Below are 18,899 nucleotides of genomic sequence, written 5' to 3'. Positions count from 1 at the left end.
CCGACAAAACGCGGATATTATACGCTAAGAGATTACCAAAAACGAACCATTCTAATAAAATACTCAATTAAAACTATCAGGGGCCCCATTAGATTTATGCGGATTTACAACGTTAAGCAAAGAAATATCCTCAAACTTTAAAAACAAAAAAACTGCACCTATCAAGATGCAGCTTGGTTCATTCACTGTGAATTTACCTAATGTCCTTTTAAAATTGCTCCGACATAAGAACCGATTTTTGAATAAAAGAGCCAACTGTAATGAATACAGGGGCTTACCTTATGAATTTTAATGATAGTCTAAACTGTTACCGTTCTTTTTTTTCAATGGAATCATTATCCGAAGTATCAGGAACTGACCCGAATTTTATAAATTTATAAATGTTTATACTCAATGTTATTTAGTTGTTCTAGGATTGGTTACAGTAGCCCAATTTTTATTTTCACGTGAATAACTTACTATTAATTCTGAATTTTTAAGGTCCAAAACATTAAATGAAGCATTTAATCCCAGTGCTGTTTCTTTATAGTTATGTGCAAAATGTGTATATATTTCAGAACCAGCTGGTGCTTTAAATGTAAAAATAGCATATCCATTATCTGTTTTATATATTGGCATAGTACCACCCCAGCCGTAACTAAGATTAGCGTCGTGAATATTGAAAAGCGCACCATCTGCTTCCCAATCTCTTCTACTTACATTTGCACTATAATCAGTTCCATAGTTATCGAAAGCGTAAATATTAGCTGATAGTCGTGAAGTTATATCCGATGTACTTCTGATAGCCATTATATCTTCAATGTCAGCATAGTCATCCCATTTACCGTCAGACCAATCCCAATTAGTTGTATAAACTTGATAACCACTTGAATTTTTATACATACTATTTGTTAATGAGATATTACCAGAAACACTAAAAGGAGTTGGTGTATCAGCTAGATTTTCTTCTGTTTTTTCCCAACCGTATGTACTCATTGCCTCATCAATCTCTGCTTGCATTAAGTCTTTAATTTGAATTTCAGTTAATTGGATACTTCTTTGATCTGCCTGACTCAAAGATTTAAAAGAATTTTCGGCATTATTTTCTAGTATCTTTTTCTTGGCATCTCCGATTTCTTTAATACGAGTTGAATAAATTTCATAAATAATTTTCTCTAATTCAGCAATTTCTTGTTGAACAGATAAAAATTCTTCATCCTCAACACTCTCAACACTTGCGCTTTCAGCTTTAGTTTCCAAAACGTTAAAACCTAAAATACTACTAGATAATACTAAACTACCAACAACTTTTTTAATTCCTTTCATAATAAACCTCCAAATTTTTATTTCAAGTTGACAATCACTTAGATGTAATCATACTATACCTTATAACAATTAGAAAAGAATGGTATAAAAGTTTTATTTTTACAAATATTAGAAATGGAGTTTTTATTAAATGAATGTAAAGAAAAGTATTATTTTAACGGTTTTTATTTGTGGTATTTTGTCAGCTTATGTATACTCTTCATATTTTTATGATATAAAATATGAAAAATTAGAAGATTTAGAAAAGTATTTAATTGACCATGATATATTTTATACATCTAAACCAATTGAAAGTAAATATAGTTTAGATATTGCTAAAGAACAAAGATTATATGAAATAAAAGGTAAAGATATTTACGTTTATATAGTTAATGAATCAGAAATTGATGAGGCTGATTATAGAATTAGCAATGAAATATTAGGTTCTGATTACGTTGTAGCAACAACAAATATATTTATATTTGCCTATACTGATACCGACCTAGAAAAATTTCAAAAAACTCTATCTTCTATTATTACAGAAATAAGAAAATCCGAAAAAAATGTTGACTTGGAATAAAGATTGATTAGAACGCAGCTATAAATGATGATTCTTATAGAAAATAATAGCCCCTATTTTGAACAAATATTGATCAAAATAGGGGCTATTTTTCATTTCGGTATTAGGCTTTTTGTAATAAAGATTGATCATTTTGGAAATCGAATTTTCAACTAAAGCCCGCTATAGTTTAAGTACATTGTTTCACAAACTCGTTTCTATCTTCTTTTACTCAGATAAGCACTTTGTGCTATTGAATTAACGATTTAGGGATTAATATTCATCATCGTCATCATGATTAGGGGTAGCACCGTTAAAACGCATATTTTATACGTTAAGGCTGAAATACTTGATATATCAGGTGTTTAATTAAATTTAACCATAAAGGATATCTGTCACATCTTTTGGTTAATTGATTTTGGTATGAGTTTTGATTATCAAATTAAGTAGATTTTTCATGTTTTAAGCAAATAACAAAGCTATTTTATAAACGTTCGTTTTTGGTAATCTCTTAGCGTATAATATCTGCGTTTTGTCGGCAGGCCCCCATACCCATCAAGCTAACGGTGAAAAACCCTAGCCACACCTTGAGTTTTGTACTGTGACTCATGGGTTTTGGAAAAATAAACAGACCAAATAAACCTATGAAAATATGATTTTTTCGCTAGGCGACTTGTCTTTTATTCACCGTCATTTCATAAACAACACCCAGAATATCGAAGACGGTCTGCTTCTTATAGCGATGACATTTACGACCATTCTTTTTGAGTAGCTGATAAAGGCGATGCAGAATCGTTACAAGTGCATTGGGACCCTCTTTCATTGCCCGAAACAGTAACGGAAAGTAATCTTTCACCATGTAAATCGCTTTATATTCACTCAGTTCCTGCTTTTTCTTTTCAAGCAGGAGCTGTCTCATTTGAAACATAGTGGAAGAACAGACCAGAATGCCAATGAGTTGGCCATATAAATGGCATTCAAGACGTTCTTTTTTGATCTTCTTACACGCGTCCATTTCAAAGAACGACTTCCATGTTTTAAACAAAATCTCTATTTGCCAACGTAGTGAATACAAGGCATGCACGTAGTTCGTCGGCACTTCTTCTGGCGATATGTTCGTGATATACACATTCATGCCCATTAAACGTTTACTTTTCTCCTTCATGACAATGCCTTTCTTCTTTTCACGTATCGCTTGGTTTTTCAGGCGTGTTTGGGTTTGATCGTCGGTTAAACGATGGATGATGACACGTGTTGGCAGCTTCTGATTTTGACCAATGTATGCCTCGGAGATTTCTAGCGTTTCACCAGGGGTTAGACTAGCCATCATCTGTGCCATATCCAGCTGGATGTATTCGGTTTGCTTTTTTAGCGTGCCATTTTTGAAGTATTCCGGCTCAGGGTTCTTGATATAAATGCGTGTATTCAGCTTCAAACGCGAGATATAGTATGCCTCTTTATCGTGAATCGCTTGTAGATCGCTTAAATCGAAGTAACCGAGATCACGTAAACAGAGGTCTCCTTTTTCAACGGTTTTAAGACAAACAGTGCCGTATGTTTTATCATTGTTCTTTCCCGGCCCAAGCTGCACATGTAAGAATTGACCACTAAGCAGATCATATTCAAGTTGGATTTTGACACCAGCTGTGTTACTACTCCCTCCAGAACCTTGATAATCAGTGGCAAAGGAATCAGGAAGTTGAAACACCGTCGCGTCTAAAATCCGAATACGTTCGAAAGCAGAAAGGATACGTGAAGAGAGGGATTGTGTCGCACAAAGTTTTTGTGTGAGGAGGAAAGTAAAGGCTTCTTGGAGAAAGGCGACAGCTGCCGGATGAAAGCGTTGATTCAATCCTTCTGGGCTCATGAGTACCCCGGTGGAAGCTTCTAATCGACTGCACAATTGTGGAAGGGATGTGCTAGCGATTTCCTGACTAAGCCATACACAAAGGGCCATCAGTTCGTTTGCTTGATACTTACTAGCTCGCTGGACAAAGCCAACTTGTTTGGCCATTTTTTGTAGAATTATTGGGGAGAGACAGCGTTGTAATTCTTGTGCGAAAAGATGTAGTTCATTTGAAATGATTGGATTCATCAAAAACACCACCCTTTCTCGTAAACGAATGTTTTTACAGAAAGAATAGCATTTTTTTCGACTTTGGGGAAATTAGTTTCGTTAGCTTGATGGGTATGTGCCTGTACCCCTTTATGTTAAAATAATCCTATTATTACCTTGGGGAGTGAAAAATATGAAGCGAATGCCATTTGAACCGCCAACAGAACATTATAATAAGCATATTGAAGAAATAGATGAACAAATATGTAATTTAATTAAAAAACGGAAAGAAATTTCGGTTAATAATCCCGGCTTCCCTACTAAACAACTTATAACGGATTGGTCAATAAAATATAATTTTTATGAGGATTTTCTAAATGGTGTTTTTGCGCATTTCTTAAATGAAGATATGTATAAACCTGTTGTAGAGCCAATAGGATATCTTAAAAATATACCGATATTAAAGTCATTTGAAAATAATGATATATTCTACTCGGTAACCTTTATTCGTCAGTTCGAAAACGCAAGTGTAGTTCATTTGAATATGGACAGTATTTCTACTAGTGACGTGTTTGAATGGCATCAGAAAGAACATACCCATTTTGAACTCTCCGTAGAAGGCGAAGAAACTCATTATGATTGTCGGAATGAAGGGGGAGGAGGAACTGTTGGTCATGAAACCTTTACTTTCATTGTTTCACCTGCTTTACCCGATGATATCTCTACATATAAATTAGTCTTTAAAGAATATAAAATGCGGTTCCAAAAGCCAACAGGTTTTGAATTTGTTATTTAAGAAGGAGATTAATTCATAATTAACAACCCATATCTTCATTAAAGAATCAGGCACTATCAGATGTGTTGGTTATACAAATATCGTTAGGTAATTAGCGTGATTTTTTAGTGGAATGGTTGATAAAAGGTACTTGCTCGTTGATTGGAGCGGAGGCGACTCGACTCCTGCAGGAACAGCACGAGCTGAAAATCCATTTCTTTCGGCACTCGCCGAAAGAAATTAGTTGAAGCCGTGCCTGCGGAAAGCGAGTCAGCCGTAGCGGAAATCAACGTATTCTAATGCTCTATTTAATAATAAAAGGTAAATCAACACGTGTAAGACACTGCGAAATAATGGAAATAATTAGAGTTGATTCTCAAACCGGGGAATCGACTTTTTTTATGTTTATAAAAATTACAACAGACTATAACAGCTTCGTTACGTATCATAATTTAAAAATGAAACTCTCTTTGAGTTATTTATAACAAATAACTGGAATATTTTTTAGTTAAAATTAGCGACTTAATTGATGTCTTTAAAATGGATCAGCAAATTTAAGGTTGTAAAGATAAGTTTGGCTATGAATTATTTTACTAATATATATGCAATGTTAGGCAGTATACTAATAAAGTAAAAAGGTTTACTTCAGTAAAATAGGGTATATTATATTTGTTGGATAGATTCTCTTTAAAGACAAGAAAAGTAGGTGAACAAAGTGGGGAAATATCAATTGGATACCAAGGGTAAGGTGGCTGTGGCAAAGTATCATGAAAAACACAAGCCTGCCCAATTTGATAAAAAGCAGCAACTTGAAAAAATACGTGCAGAGTATTTGAAAAAAAAGCAAGAACAAACAGATAAATAATCTGAATGAAAACATAGGAAGACTAAAATCTCCCTATGTTTTTCTTATTCCAAGTTCTTTTTTCAATGGATGATAAAGTTTATGATTCTCCTACACTTCAGATTCGATGACAAAAAACTCGTCATCAGAAATCCATATCAAGCTTATTGGCAAAATCAAAACCACTTTAAAAACCTCATGAGCCCCTTCTCCTATGCCTACAACCTAAAATAGGGTTCTAATGACTATGGATAAATAATTTTACAAATAAATTATATGGAGTTATTAATTTTTTTCTATACTAAATGTAGGTTAAAAAAAATAAATATAGGGGTGTTAGCGTGAAGAAATTGTTAGGTAATTTAAAAATAATGATTAAAATCGGTATTATTATCCCCGTTATTGCTTGCTTTTTGATTGCATTTTCTATTATTAATTATAATGTTTCTTCTGGTGAATTAGAAAAGATGGTTCAAAATGAAATGTCTATATTAGCTGATAATGTAACAAATACGGTAGAGGATAAAATTGATTCACATAATCGCTTAATTTATAGCGTGAAATCTGCGGTAGAATCCTCAGATGCTAGTATGTCTCGGGAACAGTTTACACGTTTAGTTGACCAGATTCTTCCGTTAAATTCAGAAACATATGGCATGGGGCTTTGGCTGGAAAAAGACTTTGCAAATGATGAGATTTTTGGTCCTTATATTTATAAAGATGGCGAGAAATTAACCTATACGGATGTTTATGAAGATCCAGCATATAGTTTTCATACACAAGAATGGTATACGAAGGGATTGGCGGCGGATCAAGTGGTACATACCGAGCCTTATTTTGATGAGGCTTTAGGAGAAATGTTTATTTCCTTTAGTGTCCAAGTTGTAGATGATGCTAGAGCAGTCGGTGTTATTACGGGTGATTATGTACTGAGTTCTATCCAATCGATCGTTTCTGATATAACGATTCGAAAAAGTGGTTATGCTGCGATTATTAATGACGAAGGTGAATTTTTAACGCACCCAGATATCGAAAAGGTGAATAATGGAAATATGCAAGAGCATCTAAATATTTCATTAGAACAATTAGGAGGCAAGGAAGATTTAATTTCAACTACTATTGATGGTATTGACTACACGCTACAATATAAGCAAATCGAAGGTATGCCATTGAAGGCAATTTTACTTGTTCCGACAAGCGAGCTGTATAGTATGCTACAAACGATGCTATATGAACAAATTGGAATAAGTGGCGTTTTAATTGTATTGATTTCGATTATTGTGTTCTTACTTGCTCGTTATATACAAGGCGAGGTAAGTAGTATTAATGTAAAGTTAAGTAGCCTTGCAGTAGGCGATTTGACACAAACAATGGCGGCAAATACGAAAGACGAGTTTGGTGATATGGCGCGTAATTATAATAATTCTGTACAGGCATTAAGTACGATGATTCAAAAGGTGACCGTTGAATCAGAAACTGTTGCTTCCACCGCAGAGGAGTTAACAGCGAGTATTGAAGAAGTGAATCTTTCGGTAGCGGATGTTGCGACTTCCATGCAAGACGTTGCAGAAAATACAACTAACCAGCAAACGGTTAGTGAACAATTACAATCTGTGACGAACCTACTTGCTGAAGATATGCATAAAGCAGTTGATAAGCTCGAGAGTGCTGTTCAGAAGTCGATTGAAACTTCTGAAGTGGCTATAGATGGCTCAGAACGAATACATTTATTTGTCAATGAAATCATGGCTCTCCATTCACAGATAGAAGAGAGTGCCAATTTAATTAGTCATTTAAAAGATCAATCGGTACAAATTGAAAAGATGAGTCAGTTAATCTCGTCTATTACCGAGCAAACAAACCTTTTATCTTTGAATGCAGCAATTGAAGCAGCTCGTGCAGGTGAGGCTGGGAAAGGTTTCGCTGTTGTGGCAGGAGAAGTGAAAACATTAGCTGAGCAAACAAGCAATGCTTCTCAAGATATTGCAACATTAGTGAGAAATATTCAAAATCAAATTAGTGAAGCTGTCTCGATGATGGAGCAAAGTCGTAAAATTGCACATGATGGCATCGGTTCAGTCCAACAAGCAGGCGGAACGTTTGAGAAAATTTCAGATGCGATTCTAGGATTAAAACAAATTATTGAAATGACAAGCCACAATACTAATAATGTTTCTAAAAAATTACAAGGGGTTACAGCAACGGTAGAAGAAATCAATGGGCAAGCGAAAGCAACTAATGATCACACATTAAATGTATCTGCCATCACGGAACAACAGGCATCAGCTATGAATGAAATGGCATCCGCCTCATCACAACTGGCACAATTATCACAGAACTTACAAGAGGAAACAGCGAAGTTCAATATTTAAATTAAAAGAGACGTTATTTCTGAAATATTTACTGTAGTGTGAAATTTATATCGGAAAAATAGTGGAATGAAGCGGAAATCAGTGTTTCACATGATTCTATTAACAATAAAAGGTAAAATAATACACTTACGCTATTACTCTATAATTTTTCCTTGGACTCATTTGCACCGTTGCTTCAATAACTGGATAATCAATCATTTATTAAGGTTCAATATCAAAATATGTTCTTGATTAAAAAAAGAGGAGAACTCTAAAAGTACATGGAGTGAAGGGCGGTGACTCCAGCGGGAAAAGCGAGAAAGTCGAGACCCCGCAGGAGCGAAGAATGAGGGACGAGGAGGCTTGACCTCGCCCGCGGAAAGCGTCCGCCCGTAACGGAATGTACGGTCAGGTACACGTTTGGGTGAAGAGCCTTTATTAAAGCACAACATATTTCACATGATTCTATTTTAGCAGTTACAAAATGGTTGTTTGTTGATTTTTGTCACCTAATATTTGTCTAATCAATCCGCCTGTTGTTTGGTATAATAAAGTCAATCAAAAGGAGGATACACTCTATGACAAATCATTATCAAAATATTGTTGTCGCTGTTGATGGCTCAAAAGAAGCTGAACTAGCATTTCGAAAATCGATTGACGTTGCGCTACGTAATGTCGGCGCTACTTTACATATTATTCATATTATCGATACGAGTTTTTTAACAAGTGTCAATATGTTATATGAAAATATGATTGAATTAGTTCAAAAACACGGTGAAGTTTTAATAGATAACTACAAATTACAGGCAAATGAAGCAGGCGTAGCGAATGTACACACGGTGGTAACAAAAGGCGTTCCTAAAACTGTTTTATCCAAAAAATTAGCTGAAATTGTAGAAGCGGATTTAATAATCTGTGGTGCGACAGGATTAAATGCTGTCGAACAAATCTTGATTGGCTCAAGCACAGAAGCGATTGTTCGTCATGCAAAATGTGACGTCATGATTGTTCGTACACCTGAATAATTAGAAAAAACATATCTCGTCCAATTTTAAGGCGAGATATGTTTTTTCTTATACAAATATGTGGATGGCATTGATGAAACCAATGGCGCATTCCTTGTGTGTTAAAGCGTGTGAAAGATGGCTGTGGAGAATAATTTAGTATTCATTTTCCATCCGATAAGCATCTAGGAATAGCTGTCCGAGATTCCCCGTACCTTTAAAGCCTAAATCGCATAAGCCATGGTCAATCATTGTAAGAACGGCTAGCACTTTTTCCGGGAAGGCATTTTCGCCCATATGACCGATACGGAGGATGACATCTGCATACTGTGCTAGGGAAGTAGCGATATATAAGTTATAGGCTTCTTTAATATGCTCCTGTAATTGCAGTGCCCCGATTTCTGCTGGAATACTAACAGCAGTTACCGTATTAGACGCATCAGATGTTAAAAATAACGATAATCCATATGCTTCGACAGCTTTTCGTACGGCATTTGCGATTTTGGCATGACGTTCGTAAACGGTCTCTAGTCCTTCTTGTAAAATGTTATCTAAAGCGACATCTAAAGCTGCAATTTGATCAGCAGGCATCGTATAAGGCAAGCTTTGCTTTTCAACATAGTCCTCGAAAATTCGGAGGTTTGCATAGAACGAAGCGATAGGTGTTTGTCTAGTAGCCATCGCTTTTTTTGCATGTTCACTTATGGATACAATGGCTAAACCAACTGGAGCAGAGATGGCTTTTTGCGTACCGCCACAGCAAATATCAATTTGATTTTGATCGACGTCAATGGGCTCACCCACCATGCCAGCGACTGAATCCACCACTGTTAAAATACCAAATTCCTTTAATAACGGACACAGCTTGCTCACATCATTTAAGACAGATGTTGGTGTATCACAATGAACGAGTGTAGCATATTTGAAATGGTGATCTTTCTCTAAATAGTTACGTACTTCTTCGACAGGGATACCTTGACGATCATCAAAGCTCAGCACGACAGGCTCTCCACCATACATTTCGACAAAATATTTAAAGCCTTCACCATAAATACCATTATCGAGTACAAGAACACGGTCACCAGGCTCCGTTAAGCTAGCGCAAGCTGCTTCCAAGCCTAAAATCCCTTCACCGGCAAGCAGGAGTACGTCATTTGTAGTGCCCATAACTTTACCCATTTTTTGGCTTACTTCGTGATAATAGTGTATGAATTCTTTATCAAAATCAGGGTTACTCGTTTTTTTCGCCAATGTCAGTCGCACATTTTCACGTACGTCTGTTGGTCCGGGTGCATAGTTTGGTTGAAATTTCATGTTCATCGTCCTTTTTCAAATCAATTTACATATAGCATAACGATAGCAAATGACTAGTATTCAAAAAAGAATCAGTTTTTCCAAAAGTAATAAGGTCAGTGTGGATTACTTTATTGATATTATCGAATTTGATACATATTCCTTTTTTGTGAATATCCAAAATATTGGGTTGATTATTTAGTGAATTAATTCATTTTTTTGTTTAATACCCTAATGTGTTCTTGATTAAAAAGAGGAGGACTCCATGACGAATTTTTAGATGAAATTTTAACATTGGATTAAAACTTCAGAAAAATGTTCTCTTCATAGCTGAGGGTACTTTCAGAAATGGAAATACCCTCTGTTTTTGGGCGAATTGTAGTTCTATTCGTCAGGGGTGTCCTTATCAATGAGTTGTTGAGGAACACCATCCTGTACATTAGTAAATGACCGGATGGACAGGTGAAAATACTCCTGAATAATTAGTATGATTATTGTCACTATTAGTAAATCGTTCATCCTCCCTATTGTTGCATAGGACTATTAGCTATAAAATTTCATTGTAAGTACATAGGTTTTTAGTATTTATTTTGTATATTTAAGGAGGAGAGAATATGTTAAAGAAAAGCACAGCCACAATCGCAGCACTTTTTGCATCTAGCACCATTTTAGTCAATACATCTTTTGCTGCACCAAATGATAATGTACATAAGGAAGTGCAGGTTGCTCATAATGCAGAGCAGCACAACAGTTCGAAAAAACAACAAGAACTTGAAAAGAAAATCGAGCACGATAAAAAGTTAGAGGAAAAGAAACAAAAAGAGCATGAAAAGAACCTAAAAGGCCAAGAGAAGAAGCTTGAATCCATTGATAAGCAGCTAAACAAGATAGAAGAAAAAATCACGAAGTATGAAGTGAAGTTTGCTGACCTGGATGACAATGATGAGGATGAAATAAAGGAAGACGATCAGGAGCCTACTACAAATCCGGATGAAAATGCAGGGGAAGCAGATTCCGAAGAAGTGAATGAAGAAAATGCTGAAGAGGAAACAGAAGCAACGGAAGAAGACGCTGCTGAAGAGGAAACAGAAGCAACGGAAGAAGACGATGCTGAAGAAGAAACAGAAGTAACAGAAGAAGACGGTACTGAAGAGGAAACAGAAGTAACGGAAGAAGGTACTGAAGAAGAAACAGAAGCAACAGAAGAAGACGCTGCTGAAGAGGAAACAGAAGTAACAGAAGATGATGTTACGGAAGATGAAACAGAGGACCTCGAAGAAGAAATTGAAGAGGCTGTAGAAGAATATAATGATTACCTTGGAAAGTTTACAGCTTTACGTAACAGATTGAATGCTGTCGTTCATCAATTGGACGCGTTGAATAAAAAAGGGGTAGACTCTGCGCTGCTAACTGAACGTTATGACCGAGTAGCTGCTCTTCAAGAAAAGTTGGATGCAGCGGTTGCTAAAATTACGCAAGTGCAAGATCAAGTGATTGAAAAAATTAAAAACGATCCTGCTATTGAAGTAAAACCAGCAAAAGAAGAAAAAGACCCTAAAAAAGAATGGACAGTCCAGTTCAACAAACACCTGGATGAAAAAGCGTTATCTGAGCTAGCAGTCGTTGTGTATGATGAACAACAGAACCTAGTCGAAACAACGATGACTTATAATGCACAGAAGAAATCAATCATCATTACGCCGACACAAGCTTACAAAGCTGGTGCACAATACACATTATATATTGGCAAAGAAATTACAAGCGCAAACGGTGAGGGATTAAAGAAATCCGTTAAAATGAATTTCACGATCCGCTAAGTAGGCTAGATCAGCGGGAATATCATACCCCTATAATCAAATAATGTATATTCGCGATCAGCATCTCCTAGTAAGAAGGGGGTGCTTTTCTTATGCTCCTCCCAAAATTAATGCATCGGTAAAAAGATTTTGCCGTATGTCTAAAAAGCGAACACGTACGTTTCGAAGGGAGGGGTATACAAGAATTTACGCCTGGCCATTTTTTCATCTGCTACTATTAGCTTTTAATAGACAGCAAGAGGGGATATTTTTTGCTTTACTTTAATAGGTGATTTGCTAGGGGGCTTTCCATCCGCGGTATATACGTTGTAAGTGACACTAATAACAAAAGACATCCACCCGCGTTTGTGACGCCAGTGGATGTCTTTACATATATTACATCCATTTCATTTGCAAGATTGCTTGTAGCTGCTTGAAATTTTCGGACCCTATATTTTGTTCGATGGTTTTGTCGATTTCTTTTTTGATTTCTAAGCTGTTGTAATATATTTCTTCGCCTAAAGGTGTCAGCTCTACTCGTTTTTGGGTTTTGGGTGCTTTCACTAGCTCTGTTTGTACTAATTGTTTTTCTTCCAATGCTGTCACAAATTTATGTACGGCTTGTTTTGAAATCTCTACTTTCTTTAATATATCTGGAATCGTTGATGCGCCTTCGAATATACAATTTAGAATATACCATTCGGAAGTCGTAATTTGGATAGTGTTTTGGCGATTCCAAGTAGAAGCGACTGCATCACGCAATTGCTTGTAATGTTTGTGTAATAATTCAATCGTCTCGCTCATAAAGCCTCCTTTGCCATCCACTATATACAATTTGGTCCTCAAGGTCAATTGGGTTGACCAGGAAATTTTTATAGGTTACAATAGATTATGGTAAACCATGTTGACCTTAGGGGGTGAAATAGTGTTTTCAATAGGGGATACAGTTTTCTACGGTGCGCATGGAATTTGTTCCATTGAGGATATTCAAGAGCAAAAATTTGGTGGTGAAGCGCAGTCTTATTATATATTGCGTTCGCATCATAGCACGAGTCTTACTTTATACCATCCTGTAAATGCCGTGAATTCTAAGCTCAAAAAACTAATGACAAAAGAAAAAGCAGAGGCAGTTTTACAGTGCTTTGAAAATGCAGCTGATTCGTGGAACGATCGCACGACGACACGTCATCAGTCGTATCAATCCATCATCAAATCAGCAGGTCATTTAGAGATTGCTCAAATGACGAATACATTACTGCGAAAGAAGCTGGAATTAGAGGCAATCGATAAAAAATTGCCTGCTCAAGATACGCAAATTTTACAAAGTGTTACCGCCATTTTATATGAAGAACTGGCAACAACATTGCAAACAACAGCTAGTGATATATCCGATAAGGTTGACGAAATTATTCAAATGAATTAAGTATAGTAAACACATGAATCTGAAAAGGTTTGTGTGTTTTTTTGATACAATCACATTTGCTAAATTGAATAGTAAAATTTAAAAGCCTTTCTATTACATAAGAAGGGTGTTTTTATATCGTTAAAACTACAGGGTTGAAATAGGTGGACGACCATATAGCAAACGTAAATAAATCTATCCCCATAAATTACGTAGCCTTCTTTTGCACAAAAAACGATAAAAACGCGATAAGGCATAGTAGAGCGATAAACGTCCACACATTAAAAAATAGATGATTTGAAAACTGACTTAACAAGCCGACCTCCATATACGGATGGTTGGCATTGATGTAATTTCGGTGCATTGTTGCTCGATAAAACGTGTAAAGGGTCAAGATAAGAAAAACAAATAAATAGCTATATTTTAACCACTTCTGTTGCTTGAAGGTGAATCTTTGATGAAATTGTTCAAACACAAAGAGCATAGAAAAATAGAAATATAAAATAATCAAAAAAGGAGCAACAACGAAAAAGAGACCAGGGTTACCGTTACCACCACCGAGCATATCATTAGCAGGATCAAATGATACGGTAAGTAAGTTTGTAAAGAAAAATGCGAAAGCGGTGATCAGTCCAGCTATTATGACACTTATATAAAACAATGAACGCATAGTTCCCCTCCTATCTTTTTTCATTAGTAGTGCCCCGATTGTAACATATTCATCTATCTGTTCATGAAATATGTTGTTCATCATGCCAACTTTACTCTCTCTATACTTAGCCGCACATTATACTTGTTTTTTCTTTTATTCTTTCTTTTATTTATTCTTTCTTTTTATATGAGCGTGTCAATTTGACTTTATCCGTGTGCTCAGAATGAACAGAAGGATGTGCTCAAAGTGAACACATACCCTGTTCAAAATGGACACACCGATGTACTCGGTTTGCTACTTCGAACATGCCAAACTGTCTCATTGGGAGCGGAGAGCTAGGGTTGCCAAGTATTTTACTGGAATAGCTTTTCAACATTTGGGTAGACAATGGTATACCAAAGCGTCCGGTCGGTTCTGTAGGCATTTAAATCTTGCCGTTTTCGAATAAGCCCCTGCTTTTCGAGGGAACTCGTGATGCGAGAAAGGGTGCGTTTAGATAGGAATGGGAAGTGTTGTAGCCACTGGTCACTACTGTGGTAATACCATGTTCCCCCGTCTACGCTTGTCCCTCGTTGCGTCAGAAGGTAGTGTAGCTGCTGTAAGAAAAGCGCTTCGTACACACCAATTTTCGATGCTAATTGCGGAATTAAAATTAAAGGCTTACCTTGTACAAGTAATGTCATTTTGTCATCCTCCTTTTACTAATACTATCGAAATGGAAGTTCAAAAAAGGGACATATTAGCTACGAAAATATTGAAACAATTTCCATATGTATCCGTCTAATAGTAAAAGGGGTGATACTGGGTGAAGGGTGTTCGTTTGTTTTTATTGGCGATGATCATAGTATTATTGACGGCTTGTGCGGAGAGAGAGCCAGCTGAACAACTGCCTAATGTGGATTTAGTAGCAGGTGAAGTGGCCAAAGAGCCCTCTGGACAACTAAAAGAACCGCCCAATATGCATTTGTTGGTAGGTGAAACGACATATAAGATGCAGCAAGGCGGGTATGAGTGGACGATTAAGCGTACTTTTGGACGCCAGGAAACAGCAATAGCTGATGCCATGGCGCCCAATGAATTGCTAAAAGGTGCACTCATCACGTTGGCGAAAGATGCACAAATGGAGCTACAGTTTGAGGTGCAGCCAGATCGTTACCGCGTTTTTGGCTGGTACGAGGAAGGTCCATCCAAGTTATTTAGTCATTTACAGTATATCGTAGGGGAACAGCCTGTGGCGATTGAGATCGTTGCTTATTACCCGCAAGGTCACGTATCCTATGTATTGCCGGTAAAGTTTGAATAATAAAACGCAACTCTTGGAAAGAAGGAGTTGCGTTTTTATGTCTTGTCGTTTCGAATACTACAACAAACTTCTAAACTCCGCCCATTTCACTAAGCGAGGGAAATTGACATCTTGGTTGTAAGATTGATCCTTTACAATCACTTTTGTGCCGATGCCAGCTAATGTTTGTAATACGGCAGGTTTGTCATCGACATAGTAATCGAGATGAAGCGATTGGATAATGTCGATTTTTTCGTGATCGGCCATGCCGCAAAAGAAGTGTTCGTCTTTGACGGGGAAGCCTTGTGCTTTTACCCAGTCGCGTGTTTGCTGGCAGTAGTGCTTCGGACGAGAGGTAATATAAAAAACATCGTGTCCTTCTGCAATGAGCGCCTGTAATGTTTCAATAGCATCTGCGTAGGCAGGGCAATCCGTAAAATAAATGTCCTCCATCGACTCTTGCCACATTTGTCCCCCTTGTTCTTTCGTTAAGCCGAACGGGGCATGAATCTCTAAAGTCGGAATAGTTTGCAATACATCGATGCCTAAATCTTTGTTTAACTTTTTATTATATAAATGGAACGCATGCTCACGTAAGCTAATGAGCGTGTCGTCAATATCAAAGCCAAATTTCATAAAGTCCTCCATTAGGCGATTAAAGTAAATTGTGAAGCAAAGCCTTGTTCTTTTTCAATTTGCAGCGCTTGAATTTTTTCAATCTCGTGTTTACGCTTTGTCGCACATGTTAAATAGTCTAGTTTTTCAATCGTTTGTTGCTCAATCAATGAGGCTAGTACATCTGCATCTTTCATGGCGCTGTTTAAGCCGAATGCTCCTGTAGGCGTCATCGTGTGTACGGCATCGCCAATCAGTGCTAGTCCATTACGTCCCCAATCTTCTGTTTGGCTACTAAATACATCGAGTAACACAAAATCTTGCCAAGAGGTAATGTTTTGTTGCACGGTCTTTGTTAACTCAGGGAATGCCGTGATGAGTTTCTCGATAAACGGCTCAAAAGGCTGCTTACGTAAAGAAGGGTAGCTGCTTTGCTTAATATTCCAACCAATTTGCACAAAGCCTTTTACTTGTGTAAATAGGGAAATTTGCATGCCATCAACAAGAGCCATTTTAATGACAGGAGACCAATTGTCTGGGGTAGGAATACGCGCCCACAGTAGGTCGTAACCGTGTTTACGAATAGACGTCTCAATCTGCGCATTTTTACGCACGGTTGAATAGCGACCATCCGCCCCAACGATTAGCCTACAGTCAATGACGAATTCTTCTCCGTCACGCATTACCCGAACACCACCATAACGACCGGCTTCATCTTGTAAAAGCTCTGTCACCCTTGAATTTAAGCAGTATTGAAATGTGTCATAAGGCGCGGCTGCATCTAAAATGGCTTGCAGTAAATGAGCTTGTGGAACGTGAATACCTAAATGACCAACAGCCGGGTCTGGCGTGATAGTTTTTGTTTGTTGACCGTTCAACCAGTATTCGAGACATTCCATTTTTAACATGCCCAGTGCCTCGACTTCGTTAAATAAGCCGTACTTTTTTAAAATGGCTTCGCCTTCTTCGTTAATATGCTCGCCGCGAAATGTTTTGGCTATTTCATTTGTTCGCTCGAGTAGCAGTACCGAAATGTTTTTCTTTGCTAATAAATAAGCGAGTAATGCACCGCCTGGACCCGCGCCAACAATACAAACATCTACTTTTTGGTGCATGTACATTATCCTTCTTTCGGGTAGGCTGTAATGCGTAAATCTGCCCCGATTTTTTCAACTTCTGCAAAATCAAGAAGCATCGCTGCATCAACTGTTTCAACATCTGTGCCTGTAAACGGTGTAATGGAGTTGCGTCCACCAAGTACTTTTGGTGCGACATATACAAGGAATTTTTGAATCAGTCCAGCACGTAGGAAGGAAGCGTTCACCTCGCCGCCACCTTCTACTAAAATATCGGTAATCCCGCGTTTATACAGTTCATCTAGCATCATGTTTAAATCGAGTTTTTCATTTACGACAGGGACATACAGCAGTTCTACCCCTAGCTTTTCAAATGCAGGGGCTTTCTGTTGTTGTTCTTCTGTTGTGACAATGATTGTTCTAGCTGTAGCTGTTTGGCAAATCGTCGCATCCAGTGGCGTACGTAATTGACGATCTAATACGATACGGATCGGGTTTTTGCCGATACGGTCAGGGAGACGCGTTGTGAGAGACGGATTGTCTTTTAACACCGTACCAACCCCAACTAAAATAGCGTCTACTTGATCGCGTAGTTCGTGCACATCTGCGCGGGCTTCTTCCCCTGTAATCCACTGTGAATGGCCAGTATGCGCTGCGATTTTTCCGTCTAGTGTCATCGCGAACTTTGAGATGACAAATGGGCGAGCAGTAAGCATGTTGTGAATAAAGCGCTCATTTAAACGACGCGCCTCTGCTTCTAATACCCCCACTTCTACTTCAATGCCTGCGTCACGTAGCAGCTGAATCCCGCGCCCTGCAACAGCTGGGTTCGGGTCTTCCATCGCGATGACCACCCGTTTTACCCCAGCTTCCTTTACTAAATTGGCGCAAGGGGGTGTTTTCCCGAAATGTGAGCAAGGTTCAAGTGTGACATAAATCGTTGCGTCTTTTGCATGTTCACCAGCCATACGTACAGCATGTACTTCTGCATGGGGCTCCCCGGCTTTTCGGTGAAGCCCGGTACCAACGATGGCACCGTCCTTCACGATCACGGAGCCTACAAGCGGGTTCGGGTTTGTTTTGCCTGTTGCACTTGCCGCTAAATCAAGCGCGAGTTGCATATAGTACTGATCGTTCTTCATTATCTGTTCCTCCATTTACAATATGTCCCGCTTTTTCGATCTTCGTTTGTAGGTAGAAGTGGTTCGTTTCCGTTACACCACCCCATAGTGGGATATGTCCATCCGCTAGTAAACCGTGTGCTTCTAGTGCCGCCAGTTTATTTGGGTTATTCGTAATGAGTGTCACGGGCTTATCGCGTAGTGCTGCTAACACTTTAATCGCATCCTCATAGGAACGTGTATCATCCTCAAAGCCTAGTGCATGATTGGCCTCGACCGTATCTAAGCCTTCTTCTTGTAATAAATAAGCAAGCGATTTTGAGAATAATCCAATCCCGCGCCCTTCATGATCCGCTAAATAAAAGATAGCGCCACAGCCATGCTCCACAATCATTTTCATCGATTCATGCAATTGATAGCCACAATCACAGCGCTGGCTACCAAAAATATCTCCTGTATGACAAATGCTATGCATACGAATGAGTGCGTCATCTGCGTGAGCAAAATCTCCGTACACTAAAACAGAAGACTGCTGACCAAATGCTAAGTTCATAGAAGGAATGCGATCAATGACTTCCTCTTTTGATAGCGTATTGTCGACAGGTAACCATGAATACCACTGAAATACCGCTTCAAAATCACCTTGTTTCACAGGTAGGCAAACAGGGCCGACCATACTTAAATTTTCTGCTTCATTTCGCGGGATAAGTTGTATTTTATTAAGTAAAATATCTATTTTCTTTTGCATTTTTCATCACCATTTAATCCTTTATTTTATTGAATCGTTTA

The 18,899-nt window shown here is 37.8% G+C and carries 18 protein-coding genes; 8 read left to right on the top strand and 10 right to left on the bottom strand.

Annotation, left to right across the window (positions count from 1 at the left end):
- Positions 1–396: 396 nt before the first annotated feature.
- The gene (locus ACQQ2I_RS18025) at positions 397–1,305 is read right to left on the bottom strand and encodes a hypothetical protein (RefSeq protein WP_431028137.1); all 909 of its coding nucleotides are present in this window, start codon (positions 1,303–1,305) and stop codon (positions 397–399) included.
- A gap of 130 nt (positions 1,306–1,435) precedes the next feature.
- Here ACQQ2I_RS18025 and ACQQ2I_RS18020 point away from each other — a divergent pair, with 130 nt between their 5' ends.
- Positions 1,436–1,864, top strand: coding sequence for a hypothetical protein (locus ACQQ2I_RS18020; RefSeq protein ID WP_431028136.1), 429 nt, complete (start codon positions 1,436–1,438; stop codon positions 1,862–1,864).
- Positions 1,865–2,507: 643 nt separating this feature from the next.
- Here the strand turns inward: ACQQ2I_RS18020 and ACQQ2I_RS18015 are convergent.
- Complete coding sequence (locus tag ACQQ2I_RS18015) at positions 2,508–3,938, bottom strand: IS4 family transposase (protein WP_431028135.1); 1,431 nt, start codon at positions 3,936–3,938, stop codon at positions 2,508–2,510.
- Between the two features lie 154 nt (positions 3,939–4,092).
- On the opposite strand from ACQQ2I_RS18015, the gene ACQQ2I_RS18010 reads away from it, so the two are divergent.
- The 4 genes from ACQQ2I_RS18010 to ACQQ2I_RS17995 all read left to right on the top strand — a co-directional run bounded on the left by ACQQ2I_RS18010 (position 4,093) and on the right by ACQQ2I_RS17995 (position 8,894).
- Complete coding sequence (locus ACQQ2I_RS18010) at positions 4,093–4,695, top strand: hypothetical protein (RefSeq protein WP_431028134.1); 603 nt, start codon at positions 4,093–4,095, stop codon at positions 4,693–4,695.
- A 694-nt stretch (positions 4,696–5,389) separates the two neighbouring features.
- On the top strand, positions 5,390–5,539 hold the full coding sequence (locus ACQQ2I_RS18005; protein ID WP_431028133.1) for a hypothetical protein: 150 nt from the start codon (positions 5,390–5,392) through the stop codon (positions 5,537–5,539).
- 320 nt (positions 5,540–5,859) lie between these two features.
- On the top strand, positions 5,860–7,890 hold the full coding sequence (locus ACQQ2I_RS18000; RefSeq protein ID WP_431028132.1) for a methyl-accepting chemotaxis protein: 2,031 nt from the start codon (positions 5,860–5,862) through the stop codon (positions 7,888–7,890).
- 557 nt (positions 7,891–8,447) lie between these two features.
- On the top strand, positions 8,448–8,894 hold the full coding sequence (locus tag ACQQ2I_RS17995) for a universal stress protein (RefSeq protein ID WP_431028131.1): 447 nt from the start codon (positions 8,448–8,450) through the stop codon (positions 8,892–8,894).
- Between the two features lie 135 nt (positions 8,895–9,029).
- On the opposite strand, the gene ACQQ2I_RS17990 is transcribed toward ACQQ2I_RS17995, so the two are convergent.
- On the bottom strand, positions 9,030–10,187 hold the full coding sequence (locus tag ACQQ2I_RS17990; RefSeq protein ID WP_431028130.1) for a pyridoxal-phosphate-dependent aminotransferase family protein: 1,158 nt from the start codon (positions 10,185–10,187) through the stop codon (positions 9,030–9,032).
- A 593-nt stretch (positions 10,188–10,780) separates the two neighbouring features.
- Here ACQQ2I_RS17990 and ACQQ2I_RS17985 point away from each other — a divergent pair.
- Entirely contained in the window at positions 10,781–11,983 is a 1,203-nt protein-coding gene (locus ACQQ2I_RS17985; RefSeq protein WP_431028129.1) for an Ig-like domain-containing protein, read from the top strand.
- Between the two features lie 375 nt (positions 11,984–12,358).
- On the opposite strand, the gene ACQQ2I_RS17980 is transcribed toward ACQQ2I_RS17985, so the two are convergent.
- Positions 12,359–12,766 (bottom strand): MarR family winged helix-turn-helix transcriptional regulator, encoded by a 408-nt coding sequence (locus ACQQ2I_RS17980; RefSeq protein ID WP_431028128.1) that lies wholly within the window; start codon positions 12,764–12,766, stop codon positions 12,359–12,361.
- Between the two features lie 121 nt (positions 12,767–12,887).
- On the opposite strand from ACQQ2I_RS17980, the gene ACQQ2I_RS17975 reads away from it, so the two are divergent.
- On the top strand, positions 12,888–13,385 hold the full coding sequence (locus tag ACQQ2I_RS17975) for a CarD family transcriptional regulator (protein ID WP_431028127.1): 498 nt from the start codon (positions 12,888–12,890) through the stop codon (positions 13,383–13,385).
- A gap of 187 nt (positions 13,386–13,572) precedes the next feature.
- On the opposite strand, the gene ACQQ2I_RS17970 is transcribed toward ACQQ2I_RS17975, so the two are convergent.
- Complete coding sequence (locus ACQQ2I_RS17970; protein WP_431028125.1) at positions 13,573–14,034, bottom strand: hypothetical protein; 462 nt, start codon at positions 14,032–14,034, stop codon at positions 13,573–13,575.
- A 335-nt stretch (positions 14,035–14,369) separates the two neighbouring features.
- Positions 14,370–14,699: a hypothetical protein gene (locus ACQQ2I_RS17965; protein ID WP_431028124.1), complete on the bottom strand. Its 330-nt coding sequence runs from the start codon at positions 14,697–14,699 to the stop codon at positions 14,370–14,372.
- A gap of 122 nt (positions 14,700–14,821) precedes the next feature.
- Here ACQQ2I_RS17965 and ACQQ2I_RS17960 point away from each other — a divergent pair, with 122 nt between their 5' ends.
- Positions 14,822–15,319: a hypothetical protein gene (locus ACQQ2I_RS17960; protein ID WP_431028123.1), complete on the top strand. Its 498-nt coding sequence runs from the start codon at positions 14,822–14,824 to the stop codon at positions 15,317–15,319.
- Positions 15,320–15,376: 57 nt separating this feature from the next.
- On the opposite strand, the gene ACQQ2I_RS17955 is transcribed toward ACQQ2I_RS17960, so the two are convergent.
- Genes ACQQ2I_RS17955 through ACQQ2I_RS17940 form a run of 4 tightly spaced genes read right to left on the bottom strand, consistent with a single transcriptional unit; the run spans position 15,377 to position 18,858 of the window.
- Entirely contained in the window at positions 15,377–15,934 is a 558-nt protein-coding gene (locus ACQQ2I_RS17955) for a 5' nucleotidase, NT5C type (RefSeq protein WP_431028122.1), read from the bottom strand.
- Between the two features lie 11 nt (positions 15,935–15,945).
- Entirely contained in the window at positions 15,946–17,028 is a 1,083-nt protein-coding gene (locus ACQQ2I_RS17950; protein ID WP_431028121.1) for an FAD-dependent monooxygenase, read from the bottom strand.
- Positions 17,029–17,033: 5 nt separating this feature from the next.
- On the bottom strand, positions 17,034–18,131 hold the full coding sequence (gene ribD, locus ACQQ2I_RS17945) for a bifunctional diaminohydroxyphosphoribosylaminopyrimidine deaminase/5-amino-6-(5-phosphoribosylamino)uracil reductase RibD (RefSeq protein WP_431028120.1): 1,098 nt from the start codon (positions 18,129–18,131) through the stop codon (positions 17,034–17,036).
- Positions 18,094–18,858 (bottom strand): GTP cyclohydrolase II, encoded by a 765-nt coding sequence (locus ACQQ2I_RS17940; RefSeq protein ID WP_431028119.1) that lies wholly within the window; start codon positions 18,856–18,858, stop codon positions 18,094–18,096. The genes ribD and ACQQ2I_RS17940 overlap by 38 nt, the downstream gene beginning before the upstream one ends.
- Between the last annotated feature and the right edge of the window lie 41 nt (positions 18,859–18,899).

The organism is Lysinibacillus sp. LZ02 (genome assembly GCF_050613145.1).
Lineage (GTDB): Bacteria > Bacillota > Bacilli > Bacillales_A > Planococcaceae > Lysinibacillus_B.
This window is presented reverse-complemented; position numbering and strand designations above follow the sequence as displayed.

Excerpts from the sequence above, each read along its gene's own strand:
- ribD (WP_431028120.1), bottom strand. The coding sequence starts at position 18,131 with ATGAAGAACGATCAGTACTATATGCAACTCGCGCTTGATTTAGCGGCA.
- ACQQ2I_RS17980 (WP_431028128.1), bottom strand. The coding sequence starts at position 12,766 with ATGAGCGAGACGATTGAATTATTACACAAACATTACAAGCAATTGCGT.
- ACQQ2I_RS18025 (WP_431028137.1), bottom strand. The coding sequence starts at position 1,305 with ATGAAAGGAATTAAAAAAGTTGTTGGTAGTTTAGTATTATCTAGTAGT.
- ACQQ2I_RS17940 (WP_431028119.1), bottom strand. The coding sequence starts at position 18,858 with ATGCAAAAGAAAATAGATATTTTACTTAATAAAATACAACTTATCCCG.
- ACQQ2I_RS18010 (WP_431028134.1), top strand. The coding sequence starts at position 4,093 with ATGAAGCGAATGCCATTTGAACCGCCAACAGAACATTATAATAAGCAT.
- ACQQ2I_RS17965 (WP_431028124.1), bottom strand. The coding sequence starts at position 14,699 with ATGACATTACTTGTACAAGGTAAGCCTTTAATTTTAATTCCGCAATTA.
- ACQQ2I_RS17950 (WP_431028121.1), bottom strand. The coding sequence starts at position 17,028 with ATGCACCAAAAAGTAGATGTTTGTATTGTTGGCGCGGGTCCAGGCGGT.
- ACQQ2I_RS18015 (WP_431028135.1), bottom strand. The coding sequence starts at position 3,938 with ATGAATCCAATCATTTCAAATGAACTACATCTTTTCGCACAAGAATTA.
- ACQQ2I_RS17985 (WP_431028129.1), top strand. The coding sequence starts at position 10,781 with ATGTTAAAGAAAAGCACAGCCACAATCGCAGCACTTTTTGCATCTAGC.
- ACQQ2I_RS18020 (WP_431028136.1), top strand. The coding sequence starts at position 1,436 with ATGAATGTAAAGAAAAGTATTATTTTAACGGTTTTTATTTGTGGTATT.
- ACQQ2I_RS17970 (WP_431028125.1), bottom strand. The coding sequence starts at position 14,034 with ATGCGTTCATTGTTTTATATAAGTGTCATAATAGCTGGACTGATCACC.
- ACQQ2I_RS17990 (WP_431028130.1), bottom strand. The coding sequence starts at position 10,187 with ATGAAATTTCAACCAAACTATGCACCCGGACCAACAGACGTACGTGAA.
- ACQQ2I_RS17995 (WP_431028131.1), top strand. The coding sequence starts at position 8,448 with ATGACAAATCATTATCAAAATATTGTTGTCGCTGTTGATGGCTCAAAA.
- ACQQ2I_RS17955 (WP_431028122.1), bottom strand. The coding sequence starts at position 15,934 with ATGAAATTTGGCTTTGATATTGACGACACGCTCATTAGCTTACGTGAG.